Origin of the sequence: Uliginosibacterium sediminicola, from assembly GCF_039631295.1 — a bacterium.
GTDB lineage: Bacteria > Pseudomonadota > Gammaproteobacteria > Burkholderiales > Rhodocyclaceae > Viridibacterium > Viridibacterium sediminicola.
This window is the reverse complement of the sequence record NZ_JBDIVE010000002.1, coordinates 589744-614395: the sequence shown is the minus strand read 5'-3', so window position 1 is coordinate 614395 and position 24652 is coordinate 589744. Positions and strand designations below refer to the sequence as shown.

Here is a 24652-nt window from a genome sequence, read left to right as displayed (position 1 = left end):
GATGAGTCTCAATCCGCCTATTCGTGACTGGTCCGGACGACGCGTCTGGTTGGTCGGCGCCTCGACCGGCATCGGTGCGGCCCTGGCCCAGCAATTGGCGCAGCGCGGCGCACGCCTGATCCTCTCGGCGCGCAATGCGCCGCGTTTGCAGGCGTTCGCCGACAGCGTGCCGGGCAGTGTGGCGGTCGCGTTCGATGTGAGCGTGGCCGAGCAATGGGCAGCAGCCTCGGCCGCGGCGCGTGCAGCCTTTGGCGGCATTGATGTGCTGATTCTCAATGCCGGGACCTATACGCCGATGCGCGCTTGGGAATTATCGCGGCCGGCCGCGCTGGCGCAGGTGCGGGCGACTTTTGAAACCAATCTGATGGGTGTCTACAGTGGGCTGGCGGCCTGCCTGCCGGAATTTCTCGCGCGCGGCAGCGGGCATTTGCTGATCGTGGCCAGTGTCGCCGGTTATGGTGGCTTGCCGCGCGCTCTGTGTTACGGGCCGAGCAAGGCGGCCTTGATCAATCTGGCTGAGAGTCTTTATCTTGATCTGGCGGCTAAGGGAATCGGCGTGAGTATCGTCAATCCCGGTTTTGTCGCGACACCACTGACCGCGCAAAATGATTTTGCGATGCCCGCGCTGATGAGTGCCGAGGCGGCGGCCGGACGTATTGTCCAGGGCATGGCGGCTGGGCGCTTCGAGATTCATTTCCCGCGCCGTTTTTCGTGGTTTTTGAAATGCCTGCAATGCCTGCCACGCGGGCTTTATTTCAGGATTGTTGGCAAGGTGGCCTGATGAGTGCGTCAAGCGAGGAAAACGTCACGCAGCAACTGCAAGCGCTGATTGACTGGTATCAGCGTATTGCGCCAGACAATCTGGACGAGCTCGCACGCTTTTATGCGGAGGGCGCCCGTTTTGTCGATCCTTTTAATGATGTGCGTGGCATTGCGGCGATTGGCAATATTTTCCGCCACATGTTTATTCAGGTCGAAGCGCCGCGCTTTGTTGTGAACGAGCGTTTTATTTCCGGCACCAATGTGGTGCTTGGCTGGCATTTTCTATTTCGCAGCGGCGGGCGCGAAATGTCGATTGACGGGCTTAGCCGGCTGATTTTCAACGCCGAAGGCCTGGTTATCGAGCACCGCGATTATTGGGATGCCAGCAGTCAGTTATATGTGCATCTGCCCATCGTCGGTGGAATATTTCGCTTTCTGGTGAGACGTCTGTCGGCTTCTTAAGCATCTGGACTGTCCAAACTTCTTTTGTTTGGAGTAATCTCCCGTTCTGCGCAAGCGTACAAGATCAATCTGACGCCGCTTGCGCAGCTTGCCGTGAACCCACGTGAGATGCTGGATTGGCGATTAATTCCCCCGGAACATGAACCCTTTCGTCCGCAACATTCTGCTGGTCGACGACCATACGCTTCTCCAGCATGCCCTCTCTTCCATGCTCGAATCGCTGTTGGGCGGCGGTCGCATCATCTGCGCCTCGTCCGCGCAGGACGCCCTGTCGGCGCTGCGCAGCGGTACGCGCTTCAATCTGATCCTGCTCGATCTCAAATTACCTGACAGTGATGGCTTGCGTCTGCTTGGCGTCCTGCGGCGCGAGGCGCCCGGCGTGCCGGTCGCGGTATTTTCCGGCCAGGACGCACCGATTTACCGCCAGCTCGCCCGCGAAGCCGATGTCGATGGCTTCCTCAGCAAATCGCTCAATCCTGCCGCGCTGGTCGATGGTGTGCGTTCCTTGCTGGCCGGACGGCGTTTCTTTGATGAAGCCCAGGTCCGCGTGCCGGGTGAGCCGCGCGTTCAGCTCAAGCTCAGTCCCAAGCAGGAGCGTGTGCTGTGTTGTTTGATGGAGGGACTCTCCAACAAGGAGATCGCCATCAAACTCGATCTTTCCGAACGCACGGTCAAGATGCATCTGACATCGGTCTACCAGGTTCTCGGCGTGAACACCCGCTCGCAGGCCATCCTGGTCGGGCAGTCCCTGAATCTGTCGATGCCTTCCGAAGATGCCTGAGGCGCGCTCGGATCACGGGCCCGGCTGGCAGCGCATTGCGGCACTCGCCGTTTTGTTATGCGCGCTGGGCATCCTGATGTCATCGCAAACCTGGTTGGCCTGCCTGTGGTTCCTGGCGCTCTGCGCCTGTCTGGCATGGGCAAGCCTGCTGCCTGCGCGCGAGAAAATTCCTCCGCATGCCGAGCAAGAGCGGGTGACGATACCTTCATTGGCCGCCGTCAGGCCGCCAGACGCAGGGATGGACGCACTGGCTTTTCTGTCGGTGGCGGGGCACGACCTGCGCCAGCCTCTGCAAGCCATTGCGCTCTACGCGGCGACGCTTGCGACGCATAGTCTGGCGGACAACTCGCGTCAGCTGGTCAACGGTCTGGAGGTGGCGGCAGAAACCTTGTCGCTGCAGTTCGAGGAAGTGATGGCTATTGCCAAGCTTGAATCCGGCCGTATTCCGATGGATTACAAGGTGGTGTCCTTGTCTGCAATCCTCGCAAGCACGGTGGCTATGTGTTTGCCCAGTGCGCATGAAAAGGGGCTGCATCTGCGCCATGTCGGTACGCGTCTGCGCGTTTGGGCCGATGAGCCGCAGCTGGCCCGCGCAGTCGAGCGTCTGGTGATGCATGCCATCCGCACCAGTACCGAGGGAGGTGTGCTGCTCGGTTGTCGCCGGCGTGGTGACAATGTTCTGCTTGAAGTGCGCGACAGCAGCGGCGGCGTTGCACCAGACTTGCTGGCGGGTGTGTTGGAGCCGTTTTCGCGTTACGGCCAGCGCTTGCCTGATCGTGCGCTGGGCCTGATTCTGGCACAGCGTATTGTGTCCGGCCTCGGCGGCAGTCTGAGTCACCGCTCGCGGGCCGGGCAGGGCAGCATCTACACGATCACCCTGCCCATCTACTACTCATCGCGCTGATCAGCGCACGGAAGAAGGATTTGATGTGGGCGGCTGAGTCAGGCGGCGCGCATCTTCTTCGGAGATGATTTCAAACAGATTGACCACCTTCTGCACGCCGGTGGTGGTACGCGCAATGTCGATGGCAATACGCGATTCCGCCTCGGTGAGCATGCCCAGCATGAAGACCGTGCCCGCTTCGGTAACGATCTTCACGTGATGTCCGGAAATACCGCTGAGCTCGGGATCGAAAAGGCGGGTCTTGATCTTCGAGGTGATCAGCCGGTCATTGGCGCCGCTTGAGAATGAAGCGGGCCAGCCCACGGTGACCTCGTTGAAGACCTTGCGCACATTGGGCGTGTCGAGGGCGATTTTCTCGGCCTCGGCACGGAAGGCTTCGGAAGAGGCTTGTCCGCTCAGCACGACCCAGCCGTTATAGGCGGTGGTGGAGATGTCGACCTGGTTGTCAAAGCGGGCATTGATGCCGCGCATGACACGGATCTCGATCTCCTGATCCATGAGCTGCGTGCCATAGGTTCGGCGGTCCAGCGTTGAAGCCACGCCAGTGCCCACGCCGGTCGCGATCAGTGGCACGCAGGCGGGCAGGCCGGCGACGCAGGCTGCAGTGAGTGCGAGGGTGGCGAGTGTGCGGCGAGTCAATTTTCTTCTCCCATCAAAAGGCAGTCGATGCCATCGCAAAGGCAATGGATGGCTAGCACATGAACTTCCTGGATGCGTGCGGGACGTTCATGCGGTACGCAGATATGAACATCTTCTTCGCGCAGAAGTTCCGCCACCCGGCCGCCGTGGCGACCGGTCAGCGCCACGACATGCATGTCGCGCTCTTGCGCGGCCTCGATGGCGTCGAGCACATTGTCCGAGCGGCCGCTGCTTGAGATGACCAGCAGCACATCACCGGGTTGACCGAGTGTGGCTACCTGTTTGGCATAGGCCTGGCGGAACGAATAGGCATTCGACAGCGCGGTGAGCACCGCGTTATCGGCCGACAAGGCGAGCACCGCCAGCTGCGGGCGTTCGCGTTCGAAGCGCGCCATCATCTTGGCGGCGAAGTGCTGCGCGGCAGCGGCCGAGGCGCCATTGCCGCAGACCAGAATCTTGCCGTTACCAAGCAGGCTCTGCACCATCATCTCGGCTGCGCCGGCAATCGGTCCGGCCAGCACTTCGGCGGCCGATTGCAGCAGGCGGGCACTTTCACCGAACTGGCTTTCGATGCGACTGAGCAAATCCACTGAGGCTGCTCCTAGGCCGCGAGGCCGCGTGCTTCGTCAAGGCCGAGCATGATGTTCATGCACTGGATGGCTGCGCCGGAGGCACCCTTGCCGAGATTGTCGAAGCGTGCTGCAAGGAGAATCTGCTCGGCATGCCCGAACACGAAAATCTCGGCGCGATTGGTGTCATTGCAAGTGGTTGCCGGCAGGAAGCCGGCGTCGAGTACGCTGGTCGGGTCAGCCGGCATGAGTTTGACGAAGTGCTCACCACTGTAGTGCTCGGCGTAGGCCGCGTGCAGCTCGGCCGGCGTGACGGCGCGCGGCAGGCTGCCCACTTGCAGCGGAACGGCAACCACCATGCCTTGTGCGAAATTGCCGACGATGGGCGTGAACAGCGGTTTGTGGGCCAAACCCGTTATGTGCTGCATTTCCGGCAGGTGCTTGTGGCTCAGGCCCAGCGCGTAGAAGCGCGGGCTGAGCATACTTTGCGGCAGGCTCGCGGGTTCCTCGTAGCTGGCGATCATTTCCTTGCCACCACCGCTGTAGCCGGTGATCGAGTAGGTCGTCAGGGCTAGTTCGGCAGGGATCAGGCCACGCGCGACCAGCGGTGCGACCAGCATGATGAAGCCGCTGGCATGACAACCGGGTACGGCGACGCGCTGCGAGTGGCGGATGCGTTCGCGCTGGCCGGCATTGAGCTCCGGCAGGCCATAGACCCAGTCCGGATGGGTGCGGTGAGCAGTGCTGGCGTCGAGAAAGCGGGTGCGCGTGTTGCCCGCTTCGAGCAGGGCGACTGACTCGCGTGAGGCGGCGTCGGGCAGGCACAGGAACACCACATCGGCCTCATTGATGTAGCGCGCCTTGACGGCCGGATCCTTGCGCTGATCTTCGGGGATGCTGAGGATCTCGATCTCCTCACGCGCAGCGAGCCGCTCGTCGATCTTGAGACCGGTGGTGCCGTGGCGACCGTCAATGAAAACCTTGTATGTCATGGATGAACCTGCTGGCAGAGAGTTTGGGGCGTCAGCTCTGGGGCTGTCCGGCAATCCGATATTGTCGCGTTTGAGGGAGTGATCGACAAGCATCATCAAGATCGCGACGAGAACGAGCTGAGCGCTGCAGCTTTCCTGTAACACGGGCCGGGGATACTGCGCGGCTTTCGTTCCTTCGTGCCCTGTGCGCCTCTTGCGCACGCGGGTGCCGTTGCACTTTGATTGCCAGGAGTTTCTGATGTCAGCCCCCACGAGTTTGCCCGCCATGCGCTTGCTTGCCCTTGCCTGTCTGAGTGCTTGCGCACTCGCCGCGTGTAGCGGAAACAGTGATACCAGCTCTGACACGACCAGTTCGGCCGTGGTCGTGCCTGCCGAGCCGAGTGGGCTGGGTACGGTTGAGACGGCGGATGTTCCGAGCGTGAGCGCCTACGTTGATACGGGCTACTCCAATCAGCGTAGCAATCCTTGCCTGGTCAGCTTGGAGACCAATGCAGGTGCGCGCGTGCTCAAGGGCTTCCTCGACATCTGGGAACCGCTGACGCGCAAGGTGGATGCAGGCGTCACACTCTCTGCTGACACCACCAATGGCTGCGCCGCAGTGACCGCATCGGCATGGTCGGGCGTGCCCGGCACCAGCCCGGATGGCTCGATCAGTTCCAGCAGCGTGCACAGCGCCAATATCAACTACGTGATCAGCGCCACGGGCAGCCGCACCACGGCGCAGGCGCTGGCCGCCTATCTTGATGATCGTCGTCAGAAGGGTTACAGCGTCAGCGACGGTCTGGGCCCGCTGACCAGCATTTGGCGCAGCGGTGCGCAGCAGACGACGAGCATCACCAATGTCGACCCGAACGTCACCACCACCAGCAGCACCATCGCCAGCGACAGCGGTAATAATCTTGGCGTCGGGAGCGGCAGCAACAGCAATCTGGGCCTGGCGGTCGATTTCATTGGCAGCTTGGACAGCGGTTCGACTGAGCCGGCCAAGCGCTTCTACAAATACGCTCGCCCCTGGCGCTGGAGCAGCAGCGTCAGCGTTGTGCCGGCGCTCGAAGGCGGCAAGAGTACGACGCCTGCAACGGACGGCGGTTTCCCTTCGGGCCACACCGCCGAAGCCTGGCGTGACACTCTGGCGATGGCCTACGTCGTGCCGCAGCGCTTCCAGGAACTGATCACGCGGGCCATGGAAATGGGTGAGAACCGCATCCTCGCCGGCATGCATTCGCCGCTGGACGTGATGGGCGGGCGCATCCAGGCGACCGCCGTGGTGGCCTACAACCTGGCCAGCAACCTCAGCTACAGTGCAACTTCGCCGTTCTTCACCAGCTCGACCAATTACACTGCGGCAAAGATGCAGGCTGCATACGATCAGGCGCAGAACTACCTGATGGCGCAAACCGGCAGCAGCGATCCGCTGGCGCTCAACACCTACGCGCACACGGTCAAGACCAGCGACACCAGCAGCGCCGACTATGATCGTTTTGCCGACTACGCCAGCAACAAGACCTACTACAACACGCGCCTGACCTATGGCTTCAGCAAGATCAGCGCCAATTCGGGCAAGGCTGCCGTGGTGCCGAAGGGCGCAGAGGTTCTGCTGGCGACGCGTCTGCCGTATCTGACGGCCGCGCAGCGTCGTGTCGTGCTCAAAACCACCGAGATCGATTCCGGTTACCCGTTGGCGAGCGATGATGAAGGTTGGGGGCGTCTGAATCTTTATGCCGCGGCCGATGGTTATGGCGCCTTCAATGGCGACGTGGCGGTGAGCATGGACGCCAGCCTGAAGGGCTTCAACGCGCTCGACAAATGGCGTAACGACATCTCCGGCGCTGGCAAGCTCAGCAAGCTGGGCACCGGCACCCTGCGTCTGACCGGCGCCAACACCTACAGCGGCGGCACCATCGTCGCCGCGGGCACGCTGGCAGCCGATAGCACGAGTGCTTTCGGTACGGGCGATGTGTTCATGAAGGGCGGCATCATCGAGTCGGCGGTGGCTGGCGCGCTGCAGATTGGCGGCAAGTACACGCAGACGGCAGGGGTGCTCAAGCTGGTGCTGAGCGGTGCCAGCAAGGGCGTCGTCAAGGTGGCGGGTAACGCAGTGATTGCCGGTGGCGATCTGAATGTCGGTTTCTCGGGCTATACGCCGGCGGTGGGTGACACGCTCACGGTGCTGACGGCGGCCAATCTGGCCGGCACATTCAAGACCATCAGCGTTGCAGGCTTCAGCAAGATCACCACGACCTACACCAGCTCCGGTCTGACGATCCGTATCGACGGCGTTTGATTTTGCCTCCGTTATGAGGCACTCACCAACCCGGCTTCGGCCGGGTTTTTTACGTTAAAGCGCACGCTTCGTGAGTTTGTGTTTGATTCGTACGAATAAGCAGCGCTATGTGCTTATTGTGCTCAGTGGTCGTGCATGGAGATAAGGGTCAAGTTATTTGCCGTCTCGTCGTTATGAACAATTACTGAATTAGTTCTTCACGTCGAAAGGTCGGTAATGTTTGCTCGTATCAGTCTTCGCCAGCGCATGCTCATCATCGGCATCGCGGCCCTGCTTGGCATGCTGGCGGTGGGTTTGGTGTCCGCGATCAATCAGCGCTCACATATGTACGAGGAGCGCCAGGAGATGCTCAAGGCACTGGTGGAGTCGGCCAAGACGCAGGTGGACTTCTACGCCGAGCTGCAGAAGACTGGCCAGCTGCCGGAGAAAGATGCGCAGGACCGCGCGCGTGAAGCCTTGCGCGCCATGCGTTTTCAGGGCGGCAACTATTTTTTCATGTACACCTATGATGGCCTGACTATCCTGCTGCCGCCGACACCGGAGAAGGAAGGCACTTCGCGGATCGACGTCAAGGACGTCAACGGCGTGCCGCTGATCCGCAACCTGATCGATACGGGCAAGAGCGGCGCTGGCTTCACCAGCTATAGCTACCCGCGTCCGGGCCAGACGGAAGCCCTGACCAAGATCGCCTATTCGGTGAATCTCCCGGCCTGGGGCTGGGTGCTTGGCGCCGGCTTGTATGTGGATGATATCGATGCGGCGTTCTGGAAGAACCTGACCTATTCCGGCATTGGCATTCTGCTGCTGGCTGCTGCGGTGTTTGGCGTGATTGCGCTGATCGCCAGTTCGGTGCTCGACCAGCTTGGCGGCGAGCCCGAGCAAGCCATGCGTGCCATGAAGGTGGTGGCAGAAGGCGATCTGAGTATCGAAGTGGTGGCAAGCAAGCCGCAAAGCCTGTTGGCGGAGCTGAACCTGCTGATCCGAGCCCTGCGTACTCTGGTTGGCGAGATCAAGGATGGCGCGCAGCGCATCGGTTCCGCTTCCGAGCATATCCGCCACTCCAGCAACAATGTCGCTGCGGCGGCCAGCAACCAGGCCGGCGCCACGCAGGATATGGCGGCTGCGATGGAGCAATTCACGGTCAGCATTGCACACATCTCGGAAAACGCCTCCGAGACCGAACAGCACGCCAGTCAGGCAGTGAGCAGCGCACAGCTGGGCGAGAGCCAGGTGAATGCCGCCGTCAGCAGCATGCGCAGCTTGTCGGTGGCCATCGATCAGGCCGTTGAACGCATCAATGGTTTGAACTCGCGCGCTCAGGAAGTCGGTTCGATTGCCGCAACCATTAAGGAGATTGCCGACCAGACCAATCTGCTGGCGCTCAATGCGGCCATCGAAGCGGCGCGTGCCGGTGAAACCGGCCGCGGCTTTGCCGTGGTGGCGGACGAAGTTCGCAAGCTTGCCGAGCGCACCTCGCACGCCACTGGGCAGATCGAACGCACCCTGTCGGCAATCCAGGTCGAGACCCGCGGCGCCGTCGAAGCGATGGGCAGTGCCGCCAGCCAGGCCGAGCAGAGTGTTGAGGAAGTCGGCGAATCCGCGCAGGTGTTGGGACGCATCGCCCAGGGGGCTTCGCATTCGCGCGCACTGGTGGCCGACGTGGCGACGGCGGCACGCGAGCAACGCACGGCCAGTACCTCGCTGGCGCAGCGCGTCGAGCAGGTTGCGCAGGCGGCCGAAGAGACCAGCTACAACATGCAAGAAACGGCTAATTCCGCCAGTGAGCTGGAGCAGGTGGCCAAGGTGCTGCGCGAGTCGGTCAGCCGCTTCCGCTGCTGAATCGGCGCCGCGCTTGAGGCGCGGATGATGGATGTAAAACGGGGGCTGAGTCGTACGACTCAGCCCCCGTTCATTTCAAGACCGTCTGATCAGTGATCAGCGTGCTTGCCAGCCGCCATCGACGTTGATGATGGTGCCGTTGAGGTAGCTCGAAGCTTCCGAAGCCAGGAACACGGCGGTGCCGGCCAGGTCTTCCGGTTGGCCCCAGTAGCCCAGGGGAATGCGGTCGAGAATAGCCTTGTTGCGGGCTTCGTCAGCACGGATCGGCGCGGTGTTCGCGGTAGCGATGTAGCCCGGAGCGATACCGTTGCAGTTGATGCCCTTGGTGCCCATTTCGTTGGCGATCAGCTTGGTCAGACCAGCGATGCCGTGCTTGGACGCGGTGTAGCCCGGTACCAGGATGCCACCTTGATACGACAGCATCGAGCAGATGTTGATGATGCGGCCCTTGCCTTCGCGGCCGACAACGTGGCGGCAGAAAGCTTGCGACAGGTACATCGGTGCATACAGGTTGATCTGCATGACGAAGTCGAAGTCTTCTTCGGTATGCTCCAGGAACGGTGCGCGGCGGATCGTGCCAGCAACGTTGCCGAGGATGTCGACTTGACCGGCGATCTTCACGGCTTCAGCAATCACGGCAGCCGGAGCGCCCTTCTCGGTCAGGTTGGCCTTCAGGTACCAGTACTTGGAACCGCTGGCTGCCGTGGCGGCATCCATGGCAGCGGTGGACTCGGCCGCCATCGGTGCGAAGTCGGCACAGATGACAGATGCACCAGCAGCTGCCATCTTGGCAGCGATAGCGGCACCGATGCCTTGTGCAGCGCCGGTGATGAGGGCGATCTTGCCCGTCAGGTCAAAAGGATTGCTCATTACGTTCACTCTCCCGTGAAAATGCAAAATGCGCCAGGGGGCGGCTTTTATTGACGTGTGACCGGCAACCTGCGGCTGTTGCGGCCATTCTGGTCAGAACCCGGGAGTTTAGCCGATTCGCGTGGGGAGAACATGGTGCGCTGCGCAATGGCGCGCGCTTGCGCGGCCTTTGTTGCGCGAGGTCAAGTGGCAAAGGCCGTGCCGCTCGCCCAGCGGCGGCCTGTGCAGGCTTGTACAATCAAGTCAGCATTGCTGCCGGCATTGCATTTTGAGCGGAGAAATTGCCATGACGATCTATCGCAAGATTTATTACGCCACAGCGCCGGATTCGATGATTGGTGCGAGCAATCAACAGCTGCGTGACCGCTACATTTTCAGCAATCTGTTTGTGGCCGATACGGTGAATCTGGATTACTCGCACTTCGAGCGCATGGTCGTGGGTGGCGCTGCGCCGGTGACGGACAAGCTTGCGCTGCCGCTGCAGACGGAGCCGGCTTCGGCTGCGGGCAAGCCTTTTCTGGAGCGCCGCGAGCTGGGCGCGATCAATGTCGGCAGTGGCGCCGGCGCGATTACGGTGGATGGCGTGCGCTACGAGATGGCGCCCAAGGACGGTCTCTACATCGCCATGGGCTCGGCGCATGTCGAGTTCGAGTCCGCCGATGCAGCCAACCCGGCCAGGTTTTACCTGGTGTCGACGACCGCGCATCAGCGCTTTGAAACCAAGCATATTGCCATCGACAAGGCGGTACCGCTGGAGCGCGGCGCGCCCGAGACCTCGAATGAACGCACGATCTATCAGTACATCGTGCCGAGCACGGCACAGTCATGCCAGCTGCTGTTGGGACTGACGATTTTGAAGACCGGCTCGGTGTGGAATACCTGCCCGCCGCATCTGCATGATCGGCGTTCGGAAGTCTATTTCTACTTCGACCTCAAGGATGATCAGCGCGTCATGCACTTCATGGGCGAGCCGGAGGACATGCGCCATCTGGTGCTCGCCCGGGATGAAGCAGTCATGTCGCCGCCGTGGTCGATCCACATGGGCTCAGGCACCAGCAATTACGCATTCATCTGGGCCATGGGTGGCGAGAATCTTGATTACACCGACATGCAGGTACTCGATATTTGCCAGCTCAAATGACTGTCCGTTGATCTCACGGTTGATTTAACCGAAGACATCGCCGCAAAGGCGCGAAGGAAACGCAAAGGGCCGCGAAGAAAAACACAGCGCAAAACTGGATGGCTGTTGCGGGTCTTGGTAGGCAATGCAGTTGGCTTGACGCGTGGTGAGCGTCGTTCACGGGATTGCAGACAGCAAGGCTAATGACAGGGTCGCAATGGGAACGCCAAACAGGTTCCTTTGCGGCCCTTTGCGTTTTCTTTGCGCCTTTGCGGTGAAGGCTTTTACGGCGTCTGCAGTTCGACAAATACCTCGATGAGGATGCGCTCACGCGGATTGGGGTGTTCGCGTAGCTGGGCGATGCGTGCCGTCAGGCGCCTGCCGTGGTCCAGCGCCGCCGCAATGGGGGCGCTTTGTTCGCGTGGCAGATAGCCCAGCGTGCGGCCTTGCCAGTCCACGCGCACCGCCCAGGCGTCGTGCGCATTGTCGGCCTCATGGACCAGGCTCAGTGCGTCGCCGATTTTCAGCTGCGACCAGACCGCCGCGCCCTGGTGATAGGCGAGGCCAGCCACGGTGACGCTCTGCACACGCACCCGCGTGGCCGCCTCGGTGGGCAGGGCCAGCAAGGCGATCAGGCATAGAACACGGCTTGCAACCATTCGATGGCGTCTTCCTGCAAGGCGTCGAGCACGATGGCGTCGAAACGCATGGGTCGCTGGGCGTAAGCGCGGCCGGCGCGCAGCAACCACAGGCGTGCGGCCAGCGCGATGCGCAGCTGCTTTTGCGCGGTGATGCTGCCGGCCGCGCCGCCAAAGGCGGTGGCCTGCTGGCGCAGGCGCACTTCGACGAAGACCAGATGCTGCTGATGCAGCGCGATGAGATCGATTTCGCCACCCTTGAAGCGCACATTGCGCGCCAGTATCCGTGCGCCTTGCGCGAGCAGGAAGCGCTCGGCCAGGGCCTCGGCGCGTGCACCGTCGTGCAGCGCAGGCGCGGATCGGTCTTGCCCGGGGCGCAGGCGCAGCAGACAATGCCGGATTGTTTGCTCGCAGGTTCTGAGAATGTCCATGTCGTCACTCCCTGAAGAGAATCCCTTGCACGCCTCGCCGGCGCTGTATGTGGTGGCCACGCCGCTGGGCAATCGCCATGACATCGGCTTGCGCGCACTGGCCGTGCTGCGCGCGGTCGATCTGGTGGCCTGCGAGGACACGCGGCACAGCCAGCGCCTGTTCGACAGCTTCGGCCTTTCGCCGCGCTGCTTTGCCTTGCATGAACACAACGAGCAGGAGGGGGCGAGCCGCATCATCGAGCGCCTGCAGCAGGGGCAGCACGTGGCCTTCATCAGCGATGCGGGCACGCCGGCCGTATCTGACCCCGGCGCGCGCCTGGTCGCGCGCGTGCAGGAAGCCGGTTTTGCGGTGATTCCGGTGCCCGGCGCTTGCGCGGCGATTGCCGCCTTGTCGGCGTCCGGGCTGGCGGCCGCGCATTTCCATTTCTATGGCTTCCTGCCGCCCAAGGCCGCTGCGCGCCGGAGTGCAATCGAATCCCTGCGCGGGCTCGATGCCGCGCTGGTGTTCTACGAGGCGCCGCATCGTGTGCGCGAATGCGTCGAAGATCTGGTGGCGGTGCTGGAACCCGAGCGCGAGATCGTCATCTGCCGCGAGCTCACCAAGCTGTTCGAACAGATCGCCCGTATGCCGCTGTCCGCCGCGCTGGACTGGCTCAGTGCCGACGCCAACCGCCTGCGGGGCGAATTCGTGCTGCTGGTCGGCCCGGCGCCGCGCGAGGAGGCGCTGCCTGCTGAAGCACGTCGCGTGATGAGCTTGTTGCATGCTGAACTCCCGATCAAGACGGCGGCCAAGCTGGCGGCGGCAATTACCGGCGCGTCGAAAAACGAACTCTACGCCTTCGCCCTGGCCAGCAAGGCCGATTGATTATCTGCGCTGCAAGGCCGTCGCTTGTGCCGGCGCGGGCGTCGGCGAGGCGACCACGCCGCCGCGCACGGCACGGCTGTTTTCATAGTCGAGCCGCCGCGCTTCGTTGACCACGCGCTGGCGTTCGGCCTGGGCGCGGCGCAGCTCTTCCTGCTTGCGGTATTCGTCTTCGCGGCTTTTGCGTTCCGCCTCGCGACGCTGTGTTTCTTCGGCAGAACGCAGCTTGTAGGACACCCGGTCGGCTTCGGCAATCGCGCGTTCGCGCTCAATCCGTGCCTGGTACTGGCGGCTGTCTTCCATGGCCCGCGCCTGCGCCTGGGCGCGGCGTGCTTCCTCTTCGGCGAGCAGAGCAGCTCTCTGGGCTTCCAGCTTCAAGGCAGCCGCTTGCTCAGCCTGGATACGAGCCTGCTTGGCGAGCGAGTCCTGATGTGATTGATAGCCGTAGGCGCCAACGGCGGCGACCACCAGGCCAATCAGCAGCTTGCTGCGCAGGGAAAGTCCCATTTCCTCAAATGCAGGATCGATGCCCAGCGATACGCTGCTCTGGAATTTACGGTCGTATTCGGCCCGCCGCAGCGGATTGCCGAGCACAAAATAGGCGTCCTTGATGAGGCTGAAAAAAGCTTCGGCAGACAAACTCTCGGGCGCTTTCAGGCGTCCCTGGGTGTGCTGTGCGCTGAGGCGTGCAAAGGCGGCCTCAATGGCTTCGGCGCTGGCGGTACGACTGACTTCGAGCATGTCGTACAGCGATTTTTTGTCGCTCATGGATTCCCCGTAAAGTGTCTTGTGCGCAGAGATCGTTTTTGCTTTTGGGTCTTGCGATTGGCATATTAGCGGTTCCGTGAGGCGCCGGAATTGCCCAAAAGTACCGTTCGAGGCCTGTTTGGCTGACAAGCTGAGTTCTCTTGCGCCAACGCAAACCCGGCTAAACTTGCGCTCCTGATCCACGCTGAACGACGAGACGCACGCATGACGCAACTGACCCTGACCCGCCCCGATGACTGGCATCTTCACCTGCGCGATGGCGCTTCGCTGGCCGTGACCGTGCCGGATGCAGCACGCCGTTTTGGCCGCGCCATCGTGATGCCCAACCTGCGTCCGCCGGTGACCAGTGTCGCGCTGGCCGAGCAATACCGTGCGCGCATCCTCGCCGCCGTACCGTCTGGCCTCAAGTTCGAACCGCTGATGACGTTGTATCTGACAGACAACACGCCGCCTGAGGAGATTGACCGGGCCAAGGCCAGTGGTTTCGTGCATGCCGTCAAGCTCTATCCGGCAGGGGCGACGACCAATTCCGACGCTGGTGTGACGTCGCTGGACAAGGTGTCGGCCGTGCTTGAACGCATGCAGGCCCTTGGTGTGCCCTTACTTGTACATGGCGAGGTGACCCATGCTGATGTGGATATCTTTGATCGCGAGCGCGTCTTTATTGATCGCGTATTCACACCTTTACAGCAGCGCTTCCCGGCGCTTAGAACGGTCTTCGAGCACATCACGACCGCCGACGCAGCGCAATTCGTGAGCGAGGCGGGCAGCAATGTGGCTGCGACCATCACGGCGCACCACTTGCTGATGAACCGCAACGCGATCTTTAGCGGCGGCATCCGCCCGCATCACTATTGCCTGCCGGTTCTGAAGCGCGAAACGCACCGCGAGGCGCTGGTCGCGGCGGCCATTTCGGGCAATCCGCGTTTCTTCCTTGGGACCGATTCGGCGCCGCACGCCAAAAGTACCAAGGAAGCGGCCTGTGGCTGCGCGGGTTGCTACACGGCCAATGCCGGCATCGAGCTTTACGCCGAGGCGTTTGCTGCGGCGGGCGCGCTGGACAAGCTGGAAGCCTTTGCCAGCCACAATGGTCCGGACTGGTACGGCCTGCCGCGCAACGCAGACACGATCACCCTGAGTGATGAAGCCTGGACGGTGCCGGCGACGATTGATTATCTGCCGGGCGATCCGCTGGTGCCCCTGCGCGCTGGCGAGACGATTGCCTGGCGCTTGGTGGATTGAAATGAAACGAGCCTGTCTGATCCCTCTCTTCCTGCTGCTGTCGGCCTGTGAAAACAATGGCGCCTCTTACATGATCGGCGGCAGCAAGGATCACTCAATCAGTTTGTTGCGTGAGCAAAAGCTGATCTGGAGTGATGAGGTGGGGCAGAAGGTGGTGGTGGCACGCTTCCCGCAATGCCAGCATCGCTTCGACATCGCGCCGGGGCGTACCGGCAAGGCGGCGCTCGAGTTGTATCAAGCCAACGAGATGCTCTTCGTGTTGCATCAGGGCAAGCAGTGGTGGGCGGTCGGCACCGAAGACTGCGATCTGCAGGCCTTCAAGACGCCGCCAGCCGATCCGGGCATCTTGCTTGGCAGCTTCCAGAACAAGGAAGACGCCCTGGTTTTCGTTGAGCAGAAATAGTCTGCAGGCCGATCGGGCTTGAACCGCTATAATCCGGGCGGGAAGTTCGCCAGGCAGTCGCGGTGTGCTGGAGGAAATCGGTACATCGAGGAAAGTCCGGGCCCCGTAGAGCAGGATGCCGGCTAACGGCCGGGCGTTATAAGTCGGGTGGCGCAAGCTGTCCGACCCAAGGCGACGGAAAGTGGAACAGAAAACATACCGCCGATGGCTCGCAAGAGCACAGGTAAGGTTGAAATGGTGGGGTAAGAGCCCACCGCAGGCGTGGTGACATGTCCTGGCATGCTAAACCCCATCCGGGGCAAGGCCAAATAGGGGAGCGTTGATGCGGCTCGCAGAGCTCCCGGGTAGGCTGCTAGAGCCCTGTGGTAACACAGGGACCAGAGGAATGACTGCCCCGTCTTCGCAAGAGGGCGCGACAGAACCCGGCTTATCGGCGAGCTTCCCACTTTTACCGAAGAGTCTTGCTGCGCCCCAGCCATGTATCGCCAGCGCAGAACACCGCAATCGACAGCCAGCTGAGCGCAGCATGCTGGATACGCGTTGCGCTGACGTCAGTGTGCCGTGTCGTCAGCGCCCAGACGATGGGGCCGATGACAAAGGCGATCATCACCATCGCAGCAAAGAAGTAGATCAGCGCGCTGCCATTACGCCTTTGCATCCATAGACCCAGCCCCGGGATCAGTAGCGATGCTATGACCTGTTGCGCGGGGGGACCGTATTCGCGCGGCGAGCTGCTGTGAGGGCTGGTGTGCGGAATTTCTGCGATGCTCGGAGCTGACGGTTGAGGGTTGTTTTTCTCCGTATTCAGTCGCTCAACCATTCGACGCGCGACCACCACATGAGATAGGCGGAGCGTACTTATGGCGCTTCCTTCTTCGTAGAGAACTACTTGCGTGCCCAGATAGCGCTGCAACCGTTTGCGCCAACCCCGGAGCTGTTCCGGGTCTTCAATTCCGGCTGTCGTGATCTCGGTTCGTGGCCAGCCTGCGTCAAAACTACCGGCACGAACTCCCTGCCGGTAAAACAGTACTCGCTGGTTTGTGAGCATAAGGAAGCCGCGTCGCGGGCGAACAACTACCGCAATTTCTTGCGGGACTTCGTCTATCAGCATGTCATTCCGCCATCGCATGGAGGCGTTTAGCCAATTGAGGGCAGCGTAGTTAAACAAAGCTTCGTATGCGGGGTCCTTGATGGCTCGCCTGACGAGCGTGTATTGCTTTACGGCTAGCAGGAGTCCGAGCACAAGCATCGCCGGAAAGATAGCGAGTGGTAGCAGGTTTTCTTGTTCAAGTTGCTCATTGATGGCGGTATTGAAAGCGTTGGTGACCGGCGGTATCTCCAGCGTGGCCAGAATAATCAGCGGAACCAGGATGGGCCAGAAAACTGACAGTGCAAGCTTTCGGATGGCGCGCTTGTCTGGCATCGGCAGTGCGGGCTGCACTACGCCTGGTGTTTGTCCCCGCCTTTGCTGGACCAGCAGCAGGAGTAATCCGAATGTTAGTAAAACGCCTGCCAGCACCAGCCAGATTGTGTGCATCTGCTCGCTTAATGCGCGCGCTTTGGCTGATGCTTTGAAGCGCGCTTGCAAGGCTGGGGCGCCAAAGTCGCCTAGTCGTTGGCGTTGGGCGTTGAAGCGCGCAACGCGATGCGTGGCACCGTCAATCGCCAGTAGTTCTCCGCCTTTCCAGGCAATATCCATTGGCTCCGCTTCGTTGGGGAGCGGATATGCGGCCTCGGAAGCGTCCGCAAACACATCGACGATTCGGCCAATCGTCATGCCGCTCTGCAAGCGGATCAGCGTGGCGAACGGCGCTTGTCCCGCTGCATTTGCGGTGCCGTGAGAGGCGATACCGGCACCCAGATAGCGCTGTCTGCCGAGCCCTGACAGAGACAGTTCTTCGCGTTGCGTCAGCGTCTCCGGATCGAGTTTGCGCAGCACATAGCGGTTGGTGTCGGTGGTCCACAGACTCCCCTGGTCGAACCAGATGCCATTGGTGAAACGGTAAAGCCCTTCTTTCGTGCGGGCCAGGAAACGCCCGTCGTGCGCAAAGCGCACGACAGTATGGTTGCCCCCGGTGGCGACGGCGAGATCGAAATGCCCGTTCGCGCCTGTCGGGCGAACTGCGAGCCACAGCGCCGTATGGGCAGGATCTTGCAAGTCGCTTGGAAACGCCAGCTTGATCTCGCGGATGGATTGGGCCTGCCGGGCATCGAGTAGCTTGAGGCTCGTGCTGCCCCGACTGGCCACCAGCACGCCAGCCTCTCCTGCTGGAACGATGCTTGAGATGTTGTTTATCCCGAGTGCAGCAAAACCTTTCTCTTCCTCAAGTCGGCCTGCTTCATCGGTTATCAGCAGGCTGCGCTCGTCCGCGAGCCAGACCCTGTTTCCTACAACTGCGATGGCCTGCGGCCCGTAACTATCCGCCGCATTGGAGCTGGCACGCAGGGCCAGCACCACGCACAGGATGGCCAGCGCCAGCAGGAGGATCGCTGCAATCTGCAGCGGGCCGGGCTTTTGGGTGCTGCGGAGGCGGGCGCTCATCGGGGCTTTTTACCCAAGTGCGATATGAAGGCGCGATCTTGCCACGAGGTGTGTGCGCTAAGCCTCTGTCCCTAAGGGTGTTTCTGCCGAACGTTGCTTGACCGGGTATTTCTTTTTCACTAAAGTGGAGCAAAGTGGTAAAAAGTAGGTTGAAGTGGGTTAATTGGGTGGCTGTGTGGGCGATTCTGGAAGTCGCGACGGGCTGCGAAAGGGAGCGTGAAACGGATGTTTCAGGGGGCAGCAGCGCTGAGTCTGGATGCAAAGGGACGCCTTGGCGTGCCCGCACGGCATCGCGATGCGCTGACGGCTGCCTGCGGCGGTCATCTGGTGGTGACGGCGCATCCGCATCAGTGTCTGGTGATCTATCCCGAGCCGGCCTGGCAGCCGATCCGCGCCCAGGTGCTGGCGGCGCCCAGCCTCGACCCGCGTTCAGCGGCGATCAAGCGTTTGCTGGTCGGTAATGCGCGTGATGAAGACATGGATAGCGCCGGCCGCGTGCTGATCGCGCCGGAGTTGCGTGAATGGGCAGGGCTGGAAAAGCAGGTGTGGCTGGTGGGGCAGGGGACGCATTTCGAGTTGTGGTCTGACGCGGGCTGGAAGCAGCAGCAAGCGGCGATGCTGGCCATTTTCAAGGCGGCTGAACTGCCGCCGGGGCTTGAAAGCTTGAGCCTGTGAGCGCGCCCTTGCAGCACGTGACGGTGCTGTTGAACGAAGCAGTCGATGCGCTGGCGGTGCGTCCGGATGGCGTTTATGTCGATGCCACCTTTGGTCGTGGCGGACATAGCCGGGCGATCCTGGCACAGCTGGGCGAGCGTGGGCGACTGATCGCCTTTGACCGCGACCCGATGGCGGTGGCGGCCAGCGAGGCTCTGGCTGATGCGCGCTTCACCCTGGTGCACGAGGCTTTCTCGTCACTGGCCGAGGAGCTTGATGCACTCGGTGTGGCGCAGGTGGATGGGGTGTTGATGGATATTGGCGTGTCGTCGCCGCAGCTGGACGATCCGTCGCGTGGCATGAGTTTTCGTTTCGATGCGCCGCTGGATATGCGCATGGATACAACAAGGGGCGAGAGTGTCTCGCAGTGGCTGGCACGGGCAACCGTCGCCGAAATCACGACAGTAGTGAGGGATTACGGTGAAGAACGGTTTGCTTATGCGATTGCAAAGGCGATTGATGCTGCTCGGGCGGGGAGCCCTATTGCAACCACAGGACAGCTTGCCGCGCTCGTGGCGGCGACCGTCCGCACGCGCGAGCCGGGCCAGCACCCTGCGACGCGCACCTTCCAGGCTTTACGGATTTTCATCAACCGCGAGCTTGAAGAGCTTTCGCTGACACTGCCGCAAGCGGTGAGCAAGCTGGCAACAGGGGGACGACTGGTGGTGATTGCCTTCCATTCGCTGGAAGACCGCATTGTGAAGCGCTTCATGCGCGATCACTCGCGTCCGCCTGCCTTGCCGCGTGGCCTGCCGATTCGCGAGGTCGATCGCCCGCGTCCGGCGCTGAATCTGGTTGGTGATGCGCAGCGTCCTTCGGCCGAGGAGGTGGCGGCCAATCCGCGTTCGCGCAGCGCCATCATGCGTGTGGCCGAGCGCACCGATGCCGCGTTCGTCGCCAGTGAGGTGCGCTGATGCGACTCGCACTCGTCCTGCTTGCCGTGGTGGTGCTCAGCGCGCTGGGCGTGGTCAAGCTGCAGTACCAGTCGCGCAAGCTGGTGACCGCGCAGGAGCGCGAGCAGTCGCACACCCATGCGCTGGAGACCGAATGGACGCAATTGCAACTTGAAAACAGCACCTGGGCTGCGCCGGCGCGTGTCGAGAAGATCGCCCACGAACGCCTGGGCATGGTGACGCCGGCCCGCGACAACCTGGTGTCGCTGGATTCGGCGAGTCCGGAGCCTGCGCGATGAAGAAGTCCTACACCTTCAATCACAATCCCTTGCTCTCCGAGCGGCTGCCGCTGTGGCGCTCGCGCTTCGTGCTTGGTGTGTTGCTGTTCTCGATGCTCGGCCTGGTTGGGCGTGCGGCTTGGTTGCAGGGCGTCAATCGTGACTTCCTGCAGGCCAAGGGCGAATCGCGCTATGGCCGCACCCTGACCCTGACCGCTACGCGCGGCCGCATTCTCGATCGTCACGGCGAACCGCTGGCGCTGAGCACGCCGGTCAAGTCGGTGACGGCGATTCCTGATATGGCCTCGCTGACGCCGGGGCAGGTGGCGCAGCTGGCGCGCACCCTGGGGGTGCCGATTGAAGACATCAATCGCAAACTGGCCAGCAGCAAGGATTTCGTCTTCCTCAAGCGCGAAGTGCCGCCGGATGTGGCCGCCCAGATTGCTGCGCTGAAACTGCCTGGCATTCATAGTGAGGCGGAATACCGCCGCTACTACCCGGTGGGCGAAGTGGCGTCGCACATGGTTGGCTTTACCGATGTCGATGACAAGGGGCAGGAGGGCATCGAACTGTCCATGCAGTCTCGCCTGGAAGGCAAGCCGGGCTCGCGTCGCGTGATCAAGGATCTGTACGGCTCCATCGTCGAGGACGTGGAATCGATCCGTCGTCCGCAAAATGGTGAGGATGTGATCTTGTCGATTGACTCGAAGATCCAGTACCTCGCCTACAGCGCGCTCAAGCAGGCGGTGCAGGCGGCCAATGCCAAGGCGGGTGCGGCGGTGGTGCTCGATGCACGCACGGGCGAGATTCTGGCGCTGGTCAATAACCCGACCTACAACCCGAACAATCGCGTCAAGCTCACCGGTAACCAGCTGCGCAATCGCGTGCTGACCGATACCTATGAGCCGGGCTCGACCATGAAGCCCTTTGTGGCGGCGATGGCGCTGGAGTCCAACAAGTTCCGCCCGGATACCGTCATCGACACCAATGGCGGCACGCTGACCATCGATGGCGCCACCATCCACGATGATACGCGCCACCCGGCCTTCACCGTGTCGCAGGTGATCCAGAAGTCATCGAACGTCGGCGCCGCGAAAATGGCGCTGAGCTTCCCGCCCGAGCACATGTGGAAGCTCTACGACAGCCTGGGCTTTGGTCAGCCGACGCGCATCGGCTTTCCGGGTGAAGTGTCGGGTCGTCTGCGCCCCTGGAAAACCTGGCGGCCCATCGAGCAGGCCACCATGTCCTTCGGCCACGGCGTCTCGGTGACTTTGATGCAGATGGCGCATGCCTATATGGCGCTGGCCCGCAGCGGTGATCTGATTCCGCTGTCGCTGACCCGCCTGGACACGCCGCCGACACATGGACAGCGTATTTTCAGCGTGGATGTGATGCACCAGCTGCGCGACATGATGGAAATGGTGACCGCCAACGGCGGGACGGCGCCGACCGCGCGGATTCCCGGCTACCGCGTGGCGGGCAAGACCGGTACGGCCCACAAGCTTGAAGGCGGGCGCTACGTGAACAAATATGTGGCGTCCTTCATCGGCTTTGCGCCGGCCAGTGATCCGCGTCTGGTGGTGGCGGTGATGGTCGATGAGCCCTCGGCGGGCGGTTACTTCGGTGGTGAGATCGCTGCGCCGGTGTTTGCGCAGATCATGAGCGGTTCGCTGCGGACCCTGGGCGTGCGGCCCGATGCGCCGATTGTGCCGACCCAGATCGCACGTCAGAACGTGACGGTTGTACCGGAGGATATGTGAGCCAAGCGCTGGCCGCCGCCCTGCTCGCGCTGCTGAAGGCCGAGGGCATCGTGCCGCAGCGTTTGTGTGCCGATTCGCGGCAGGTGCAGGCCGGCGATCTGTTCCTGGCCTATCCCGGCCATGCCAGCGATGGCCGCAAGTACATCGCTGATGCGCTCGCGCGCGGCGCCCGTGGCGTGGTGTGGGAACGCGAGGGTTATGCCTGGCAGCATGACCCCGCCATCCCGAATGTGCCAATCGACCAGCTGCGCTGGCTGGCGGGTGATCTGGCCGATCAGGTCTACGGCCAGCCGTCACAGGCGTTGTGGATGGTCGGCATCACCGGCACCAATGGCAAGACCTCGGTATCGCAATGGCTGGCACGCGCGCTCAATGACCTGGGGCGCCGCTGTGCGGTGGTAGGCACTTTGGGCATGGGCTTCCCAGGCCGTCTCGACCCGAGCGCCAATACCACGCCGGATGCCCTCGTGTTGCATGAGAAGCTGGCACAGCTGCGCGACCAGGGCGCCCAGGCGATGGCCATGGAGGTCTCGTCCATCGGTCTTGATCAAGGGCGCATCAATGGCTGCAAGCTCGATGTGGGCGTGTTCACCAACCTGACGCGTGACCATCTTGATTACCACCACACCATGGAAGCCTACGCCAATGCCAAGGCGCGCATGTTCGAGCACGCCGGGATGTCTGCTGCGGTGCTCAATTTCGATGATCTGATGGGCGTCGCCCAGGCGCGGCGCCTGGAGCAGAGCCACATCGATGTGATCGGTTACACCCTGATTCCCGACAATGCCAATGCCGCGCCGGCACGCAGCCTGCTGATCGCCGAGCACCTGCGCAGTACGCCCAATGGCCTGCGCTTCATCGTCAGCCATGAAGGCGTGCGCGAGGAGATGAAGGTCGGCTTGGTGGGCAATTTCAATGTTTCTAACCTGCTGGCGGTGATGGCGACCTTGATGGTTTCCGGCTACAGCTTTGCCGAAGCCGCTGCCGCCGCCCGCCGCCTGACGCCGCCCGAGGGGCGCATGCAAACCCTGGGTGGAGTGGGGGAGCCGATGGTCGTCGTCGATTACGCCCACACGCCCGATGGCCTGGAGCAGGCGCTGATGGCGCTGCGCCCGATATCGTTATCGCGCAATGGACGCATCATCTGTGTGTTCGGTTGTGGGGGAGATCGCGATAAAGGCAAGCGCGCGCTGATGGGTGAAGTGGCGACGCGCTTGGCCCATCAGGTGATCCTCACCAGCGACAATCCGCGCAGCGAAGTGCCGCAGCAGATCATTGACGAGATCGCCAGCGCTGCGCCGCAGGCAATTCAGGCAGTCGACCGCGCCGAGGCGATCCGCCAGGCGCTGAATCTCGCCGAGGCCGATGACATTGTGCTCATCGCCGGCAAAGGACATGAAACCTATCAGGAGAGCGGCGGCCAGCGCGTGCATTTCAGCGATGCCGAAGAGGCGCGCGCGGGCTTGCAGCAATGGGTGATGAGCAAGGGAAGGCAAGCATGATGCGACTGAGCGAAGTAGCGGCAGCGTGCGGCGGCGTATTGACGGGCGAAGACCTCAGTGTCGAGCGCGTTGGAACCGATACCCGTGCTGATCTGAATGGCGCGCTGTATGTTGCCCTGCGCGGCGAGAACTTCGATGGCAATGCTTTTCTCGCCGAAGCCAAGAAGGCCGGCGCCGTGGCGGCCCTGATCGACCGCCGTGGTCTGGGCGTGGTGCCCGCTGACCTGCCGGTGATTGGCGTGGCGGATACGCGTCTTGCACTGGGGCAGCTTGGCGGCTGGTGGCGGCAGAAGTTCGACATCCCGGTGATTGGCGTCACCGGCAGCAATGGCAAGACCAGCGTCAAGGAGATGTGCGCGGTCATCCTCGGCGCCTGGGCGCGTGCGCGCGGGCTGGATGCCGGCACGGCGGTGCTCGCCACCCAGGGCAATCTGAATAACGATCTGGGGCTGCCGCAAATGCTGCTGCGCCTGCGTCCAAGCCATGTCGCGGCGGTGTTCGAGATGGGCATGAACCATCCCGGCGAAATCGCCTATCTGGCGCGCCTGAGCCAGCCCAATGTCGCTGTGGTCAACAACGCGCAACGCGCCCACCTCGAAGGCATGGGCGAGGTGATGGCGGTGGCGCGCGAGAAGGGCGCCATCTACAGCGTGCTGGGCGATGAGGGCGTGGCGATCATCAATGCCGACGATGCGCATGCCGACTACTGGCGTGAAATCAACGTCGGCCGCCCGATGCTCAGCTTCGGGCTGGCACACAATGCCGATGTCACCGCCAGCTACCAGATGCTCGCCTTTGGCAGCCGTGTGCAGCTGAAGCTGCGTGGCGAGCAGCGTGACTTCACGCTCGGCGTGCCCGGACAACACAATGTGCGCAACGCGCTGGCCGCCGCCGCCGCCTGCCTGGCGGCGGGCGTGCCGCTGGACCTGGTGGCGCAGGGCTTGAGCGAATACAGCGGCACCAAGGGGCGTTTGCAGGTCAAGCACAGCGCCGCAGGTGCAGTTGTGCTCGACGACACGTACAATGCCAACCCCGATTCGGTCCGCGCCGGCATTGACGTGCTGGCCGCCACTCCCGGGCGCAAGGTGCTGGTGCTCGGTGACATGGGCGAAATCGGCGACATGAGCGCGCAGTGCCACGACGAAATTGGCGGTTACGCCAAGAGCCAGGGCATTGATCGACTGCTCGCGCTGGGCGAGCACAGTGCGGTCGCCGTGCGCAACTTCGGCAGCGGCGCCGAGCACTTCGAAAGCCTCGCCGACCTGCTGGCTGCCTTGCGACCGATGCTGGCGGCCGATGTGGTCGTGCTGGTCAAGGGATCGCGTTTCATGAAGATGGAGCGCGTCGTGGCGGCGATCACCGAGGACCCCAAATGACGATGCCCCGATTGACCTCTC

At 62.3% G+C, this 24652-nt stretch carries 24 protein-coding genes and 1 other RNA gene; 17 read left to right on the top strand and 8 right to left on the bottom strand.

Features of this window, described 5'->3' with window-relative positions:
* Window position 1 precedes the first annotated feature (1 nt).
* The 4 genes from ABDB84_RS06700 (at window position 2) to ABDB84_RS06685 (ending at window position 2909) form a co-directional block, all read left to right on the top strand.
* Window positions 2-781, top strand: coding sequence for an SDR family NAD(P)-dependent oxidoreductase (locus ABDB84_RS06700; protein ID WP_345918922.1), 780 nt, complete (start codon window positions 2-4; stop codon window positions 779-781).
* A complete protein-coding gene (locus ABDB84_RS06695) occupies window positions 781-1224 on the top strand; it encodes a nuclear transport factor 2 family protein (protein WP_345918921.1) in 444 nt (147 codons plus the stop codon). Before ABDB84_RS06700 ends, ABDB84_RS06695 begins: the two co-directional genes overlap by 1 nt.
* A 139-nt stretch (window positions 1225-1363) precedes the next feature.
* Window positions 1364-2005 (top strand): response regulator transcription factor, encoded by a 642-nt coding sequence (locus ABDB84_RS06690; RefSeq protein WP_345918920.1) that lies wholly within the window; start codon window positions 1364-1366, stop codon window positions 2003-2005.
* Window positions 1998-2909 carry a sensor histidine kinase gene (locus ABDB84_RS06685; RefSeq protein ID WP_345918919.1) on the top strand — a complete coding sequence of 304 codons (912 nt, stop codon included), beginning with the start codon at window positions 1998-2000 and terminating at the stop codon, window positions 2907-2909. The genes ABDB84_RS06690 and ABDB84_RS06685 overlap by 8 nt, the downstream gene beginning before the upstream one ends.
* On the opposite strand, the gene ABDB84_RS06680 is transcribed toward ABDB84_RS06685, so the two are convergent.
* Genes ABDB84_RS06680 through argC form a run of 3 tightly spaced genes read right to left on the bottom strand, consistent with a single transcriptional unit; the run spans window position 2910 to window position 5109 of the window.
* Entirely contained in the window at window positions 2910-3548 is a 639-nt protein-coding gene (locus ABDB84_RS06680; RefSeq protein WP_345918918.1) for a BON domain-containing protein, read from the bottom strand.
* On the bottom strand, window positions 3545-4138 hold the full coding sequence (locus tag ABDB84_RS06675; protein WP_345918917.1) for a phosphoheptose isomerase: 594 nt from the start codon (window positions 4136-4138) through the stop codon (window positions 3545-3547). Before ABDB84_RS06675 ends, ABDB84_RS06680 begins: the two co-directional genes overlap by 4 nt.
* An 11-nt stretch (window positions 4139-4149) precedes the next feature.
* Complete coding sequence (gene argC / locus ABDB84_RS06670; protein WP_345918916.1) at window positions 4150-5109, bottom strand: N-acetyl-gamma-glutamyl-phosphate reductase; 960 nt, start codon at window positions 5107-5109, stop codon at window positions 4150-4152.
* 238 nt (window positions 5110-5347) lie between these two features.
* On the opposite strand from argC, the gene ABDB84_RS06665 reads away from it, so the two are divergent.
* Together ABDB84_RS06665 and ABDB84_RS06660 are read left to right on the top strand one after the other, a co-directional pair.
* Window positions 5348-7393 carry an acid phosphatase gene (locus ABDB84_RS06665; protein WP_345918915.1) on the top strand — a complete coding sequence of 682 codons (2046 nt, stop codon included), beginning with the start codon at window positions 5348-5350 and terminating at the stop codon, window positions 7391-7393.
* 216 nt (window positions 7394-7609) lie between these two features.
* A complete protein-coding gene (locus tag ABDB84_RS06660; RefSeq protein ID WP_345918914.1) occupies window positions 7610-9232 on the top strand; it encodes a methyl-accepting chemotaxis protein in 1623 nt (540 codons plus the stop codon).
* A 96-nt stretch (window positions 9233-9328) separates the two neighbouring features.
* On the opposite strand, the gene ABDB84_RS06655 is transcribed toward ABDB84_RS06660, so the two are convergent.
* Window positions 9329-10102 (bottom strand): SDR family oxidoreductase, encoded by a 774-nt coding sequence (locus ABDB84_RS06655; RefSeq protein WP_345918913.1) that lies wholly within the window; start codon window positions 10100-10102, stop codon window positions 9329-9331.
* Between the two features lie 286 nt (window positions 10103-10388).
* Between ABDB84_RS06655 and kduI the strand changes: the two genes are divergently transcribed.
* Window positions 10389-11243 carry a 5-dehydro-4-deoxy-D-glucuronate isomerase gene (gene kduI, locus ABDB84_RS06650; RefSeq protein ID WP_345918912.1) on the top strand — a complete coding sequence of 285 codons (855 nt, stop codon included), beginning with the start codon at window positions 10389-10391 and terminating at the stop codon, window positions 11241-11243.
* A gap of 263 nt (window positions 11244-11506) precedes the next feature.
* On the opposite strand, the gene ABDB84_RS06645 is transcribed toward kduI, so the two are convergent.
* Both ABDB84_RS06645 and ABDB84_RS06640 read right to left on the bottom strand, forming a co-directional pair.
* Window positions 11507-11881, bottom strand: a complete 375-nt coding sequence (locus tag ABDB84_RS06645) for an HIRAN domain-containing protein (protein WP_345918911.1) — start codon at window positions 11879-11881, stop codon at window positions 11507-11509.
* Window positions 11854-12291 (bottom strand): YraN family protein, encoded by a 438-nt coding sequence (locus ABDB84_RS06640; protein ID WP_345918910.1) that lies wholly within the window; start codon window positions 12289-12291, stop codon window positions 11854-11856. Before ABDB84_RS06640 ends, ABDB84_RS06645 begins: the two co-directional genes overlap by 28 nt.
* Here ABDB84_RS06640 and rsmI point away from each other — a divergent pair.
* A complete protein-coding gene (gene rsmI / locus ABDB84_RS06635; protein ID WP_345918909.1) occupies window positions 12284-13156 on the top strand; it encodes a 16S rRNA (cytidine(1402)-2'-O)-methyltransferase in 873 nt (290 codons plus the stop codon). The genes ABDB84_RS06640 and rsmI overlap by 8 nt on opposite strands.
* Here rsmI and ABDB84_RS06630 read toward each other — a convergent pair whose 3' ends face one another.
* Window positions 13157-13921: a DnaJ domain-containing protein gene (locus ABDB84_RS06630; protein WP_345918908.1), complete on the bottom strand. Its 765-nt coding sequence runs from the start codon at window positions 13919-13921 to the stop codon at window positions 13157-13159.
* 204 nt (window positions 13922-14125) lie between these two features.
* Here ABDB84_RS06630 and pyrC point away from each other — a divergent pair, with 204 nt between their 5' ends.
* From pyrC to rnpB, 3 genes are all read left to right on the top strand, one after another.
* Window positions 14126-15163 carry a dihydroorotase gene (pyrC, locus tag ABDB84_RS06625; protein ID WP_345918907.1) on the top strand — a complete coding sequence of 346 codons (1038 nt, stop codon included), beginning with the start codon at window positions 14126-14128 and terminating at the stop codon, window positions 15161-15163.
* A 1-nt stretch (window position 15164) separates the two neighbouring features.
* Window positions 15165-15566: a hypothetical protein gene (locus ABDB84_RS06620; protein WP_345918906.1), complete on the top strand. Its 402-nt coding sequence runs from the start codon at window positions 15165-15167 to the stop codon at window positions 15564-15566.
* A 41-nt stretch (window positions 15567-15607) separates the two neighbouring features.
* An RNA gene (rnpB, locus tag ABDB84_RS06615) (RNase P RNA component class A) lies at window positions 15608-16012 on the top strand.
* A 2-nt stretch (window positions 16013-16014) separates the two neighbouring features.
* Here rnpB and ABDB84_RS06610 read toward each other — a convergent pair.
* The gene (locus tag ABDB84_RS06610; RefSeq protein ID WP_345918905.1) at window positions 16015-18108 is read right to left on the bottom strand and encodes an NHL repeat-containing protein; all 2094 of its coding nucleotides are present in this window, start codon (window positions 18106-18108) and stop codon (window positions 16015-16017) included.
* Window positions 18109-18333: 225 nt separating this feature from the next.
* Between ABDB84_RS06610 and mraZ the strand changes: the two genes are divergently transcribed.
* From mraZ to ABDB84_RS06580, 6 genes are read left to right on the top strand one after another with little or no spacing between them, the layout of a single operon-like run.
* Window positions 18334-18783 (top strand): division/cell wall cluster transcriptional repressor MraZ, encoded by a 450-nt coding sequence (mraZ, locus tag ABDB84_RS06605; protein WP_345918904.1) that lies wholly within the window; start codon window positions 18334-18336, stop codon window positions 18781-18783.
* On the top strand, window positions 18780-19736 hold the full coding sequence (rsmH, locus tag ABDB84_RS06600; RefSeq protein ID WP_345918903.1) for a 16S rRNA (cytosine(1402)-N(4))-methyltransferase RsmH: 957 nt from the start codon (window positions 18780-18782) through the stop codon (window positions 19734-19736). The genes mraZ and rsmH overlap by 4 nt, the downstream gene beginning before the upstream one ends.
* Window positions 19736-20014, top strand: coding sequence for a cell division protein FtsL (gene ftsL, locus ABDB84_RS06595; RefSeq protein ID WP_428715076.1), 279 nt, complete (start codon window positions 19736-19738; stop codon window positions 20012-20014). Before rsmH ends, ftsL begins: the two co-directional genes overlap by 1 nt.
* Window positions 20011-21753 carry a peptidoglycan D,D-transpeptidase FtsI family protein gene (locus tag ABDB84_RS06590; RefSeq protein ID WP_345918902.1) on the top strand — a complete coding sequence of 581 codons (1743 nt, stop codon included), beginning with the start codon at window positions 20011-20013 and terminating at the stop codon, window positions 21751-21753. Before ftsL ends, ABDB84_RS06590 begins: the two co-directional genes overlap by 4 nt.
* Window positions 21750-23255 carry a UDP-N-acetylmuramoyl-L-alanyl-D-glutamate--2,6-diaminopimelate ligase gene (locus ABDB84_RS06585; RefSeq protein WP_345918901.1) on the top strand — a complete coding sequence of 502 codons (1506 nt, stop codon included), beginning with the start codon at window positions 21750-21752 and terminating at the stop codon, window positions 23253-23255. Before ABDB84_RS06590 ends, ABDB84_RS06585 begins: the two co-directional genes overlap by 4 nt.
* Window positions 23252-24631, top strand: a complete 1380-nt coding sequence (locus ABDB84_RS06580; RefSeq protein ID WP_428715075.1) for a UDP-N-acetylmuramoyl-tripeptide--D-alanyl-D-alanine ligase — start codon at window positions 23252-23254, stop codon at window positions 24629-24631. The genes ABDB84_RS06585 and ABDB84_RS06580 overlap by 4 nt, the downstream gene beginning before the upstream one ends.
* Window positions 24632-24652 lie beyond the last annotated feature (21 nt).

Bases quoted from the DNA above. Each gene is read 5' to 3' on its own strand.
- ABDB84_RS06700 (WP_345918922.1), top strand. From the start codon at position 2: ATGAGTCTCAATCCGCCTATTCGTGACTGGTCCGGACGACGCGTCTGG.
- ABDB84_RS06695 (WP_345918921.1), top strand. From the start codon at position 781: ATGAGTGCGTCAAGCGAGGAAAACGTCACGCAGCAACTGCAAGCGCTG.
- ABDB84_RS06690 (WP_345918920.1), top strand. From the start codon at position 1,364: ATGAACCCTTTCGTCCGCAACATTCTGCTGGTCGACGACCATACGCTT.
- ABDB84_RS06685 (WP_345918919.1), top strand. From the start codon at position 1,998: ATGCCTGAGGCGCGCTCGGATCACGGGCCCGGCTGGCAGCGCATTGCG.
- argC (WP_345918916.1), bottom strand. From the start codon at position 5,109: ATGACATACAAGGTTTTCATTGACGGTCGCCACGGCACCACCGGTCTC.
- ABDB84_RS06665 (WP_345918915.1), top strand. From the start codon at position 5,348: ATGTCAGCCCCCACGAGTTTGCCCGCCATGCGCTTGCTTGCCCTTGCC.
- ABDB84_RS06660 (WP_345918914.1), top strand. From the start codon at position 7,610: ATGTTTGCTCGTATCAGTCTTCGCCAGCGCATGCTCATCATCGGCATC.
- ABDB84_RS06655 (WP_345918913.1), bottom strand. From the start codon at position 10,102: ATGAGCAATCCTTTTGACCTGACGGGCAAGATCGCCCTCATCACCGGC.
- kduI (WP_345918912.1), top strand. From the start codon at position 10,389: ATGACGATCTATCGCAAGATTTATTACGCCACAGCGCCGGATTCGATG.
- ABDB84_RS06645 (WP_345918911.1), bottom strand. From the start codon at position 11,881: ATGGTTGCAAGCCGTGTTCTATGCCTGATCGCCTTGCTGGCCCTGCCC.
- rsmI (WP_345918909.1), top strand. From the start codon at position 12,284: ATGTCCATGTCGTCACTCCCTGAAGAGAATCCCTTGCACGCCTCGCCG.
- ABDB84_RS06640 (WP_345918910.1), bottom strand. From the start codon at position 12,291: ATGGACATTCTCAGAACCTGCGAGCAAACAATCCGGCATTGTCTGCTG.
- ABDB84_RS06630 (WP_345918908.1), bottom strand. From the start codon at position 13,921: ATGAGCGACAAAAAATCGCTGTACGACATGCTCGAAGTCAGTCGTACC.
- pyrC (WP_345918907.1), top strand. From the start codon at position 14,126: ATGACGCAACTGACCCTGACCCGCCCCGATGACTGGCATCTTCACCTG.
- ABDB84_RS06620 (WP_345918906.1), top strand. From the start codon at position 15,165: ATGAAACGAGCCTGTCTGATCCCTCTCTTCCTGCTGCTGTCGGCCTGT.
- ABDB84_RS06610 (WP_345918905.1), bottom strand. From the start codon at position 18,108: ATGAGCGCCCGCCTCCGCAGCACCCAAAAGCCCGGCCCGCTGCAGATT.
- mraZ (WP_345918904.1), top strand. From the start codon at position 18,334: ATGTTTCAGGGGGCAGCAGCGCTGAGTCTGGATGCAAAGGGACGCCTT.
- ftsL (WP_428715076.1), top strand. From the start codon at position 19,736: ATGCGACTCGCACTCGTCCTGCTTGCCGTGGTGGTGCTCAGCGCGCTG.
- ABDB84_RS06590 (WP_345918902.1), top strand. From the start codon at position 20,011: ATGAAGAAGTCCTACACCTTCAATCACAATCCCTTGCTCTCCGAGCGG.
- ABDB84_RS06580 (WP_428715075.1), top strand. From the start codon at position 23,252: ATGATGCGACTGAGCGAAGTAGCGGCAGCGTGCGGCGGCGTATTGACG.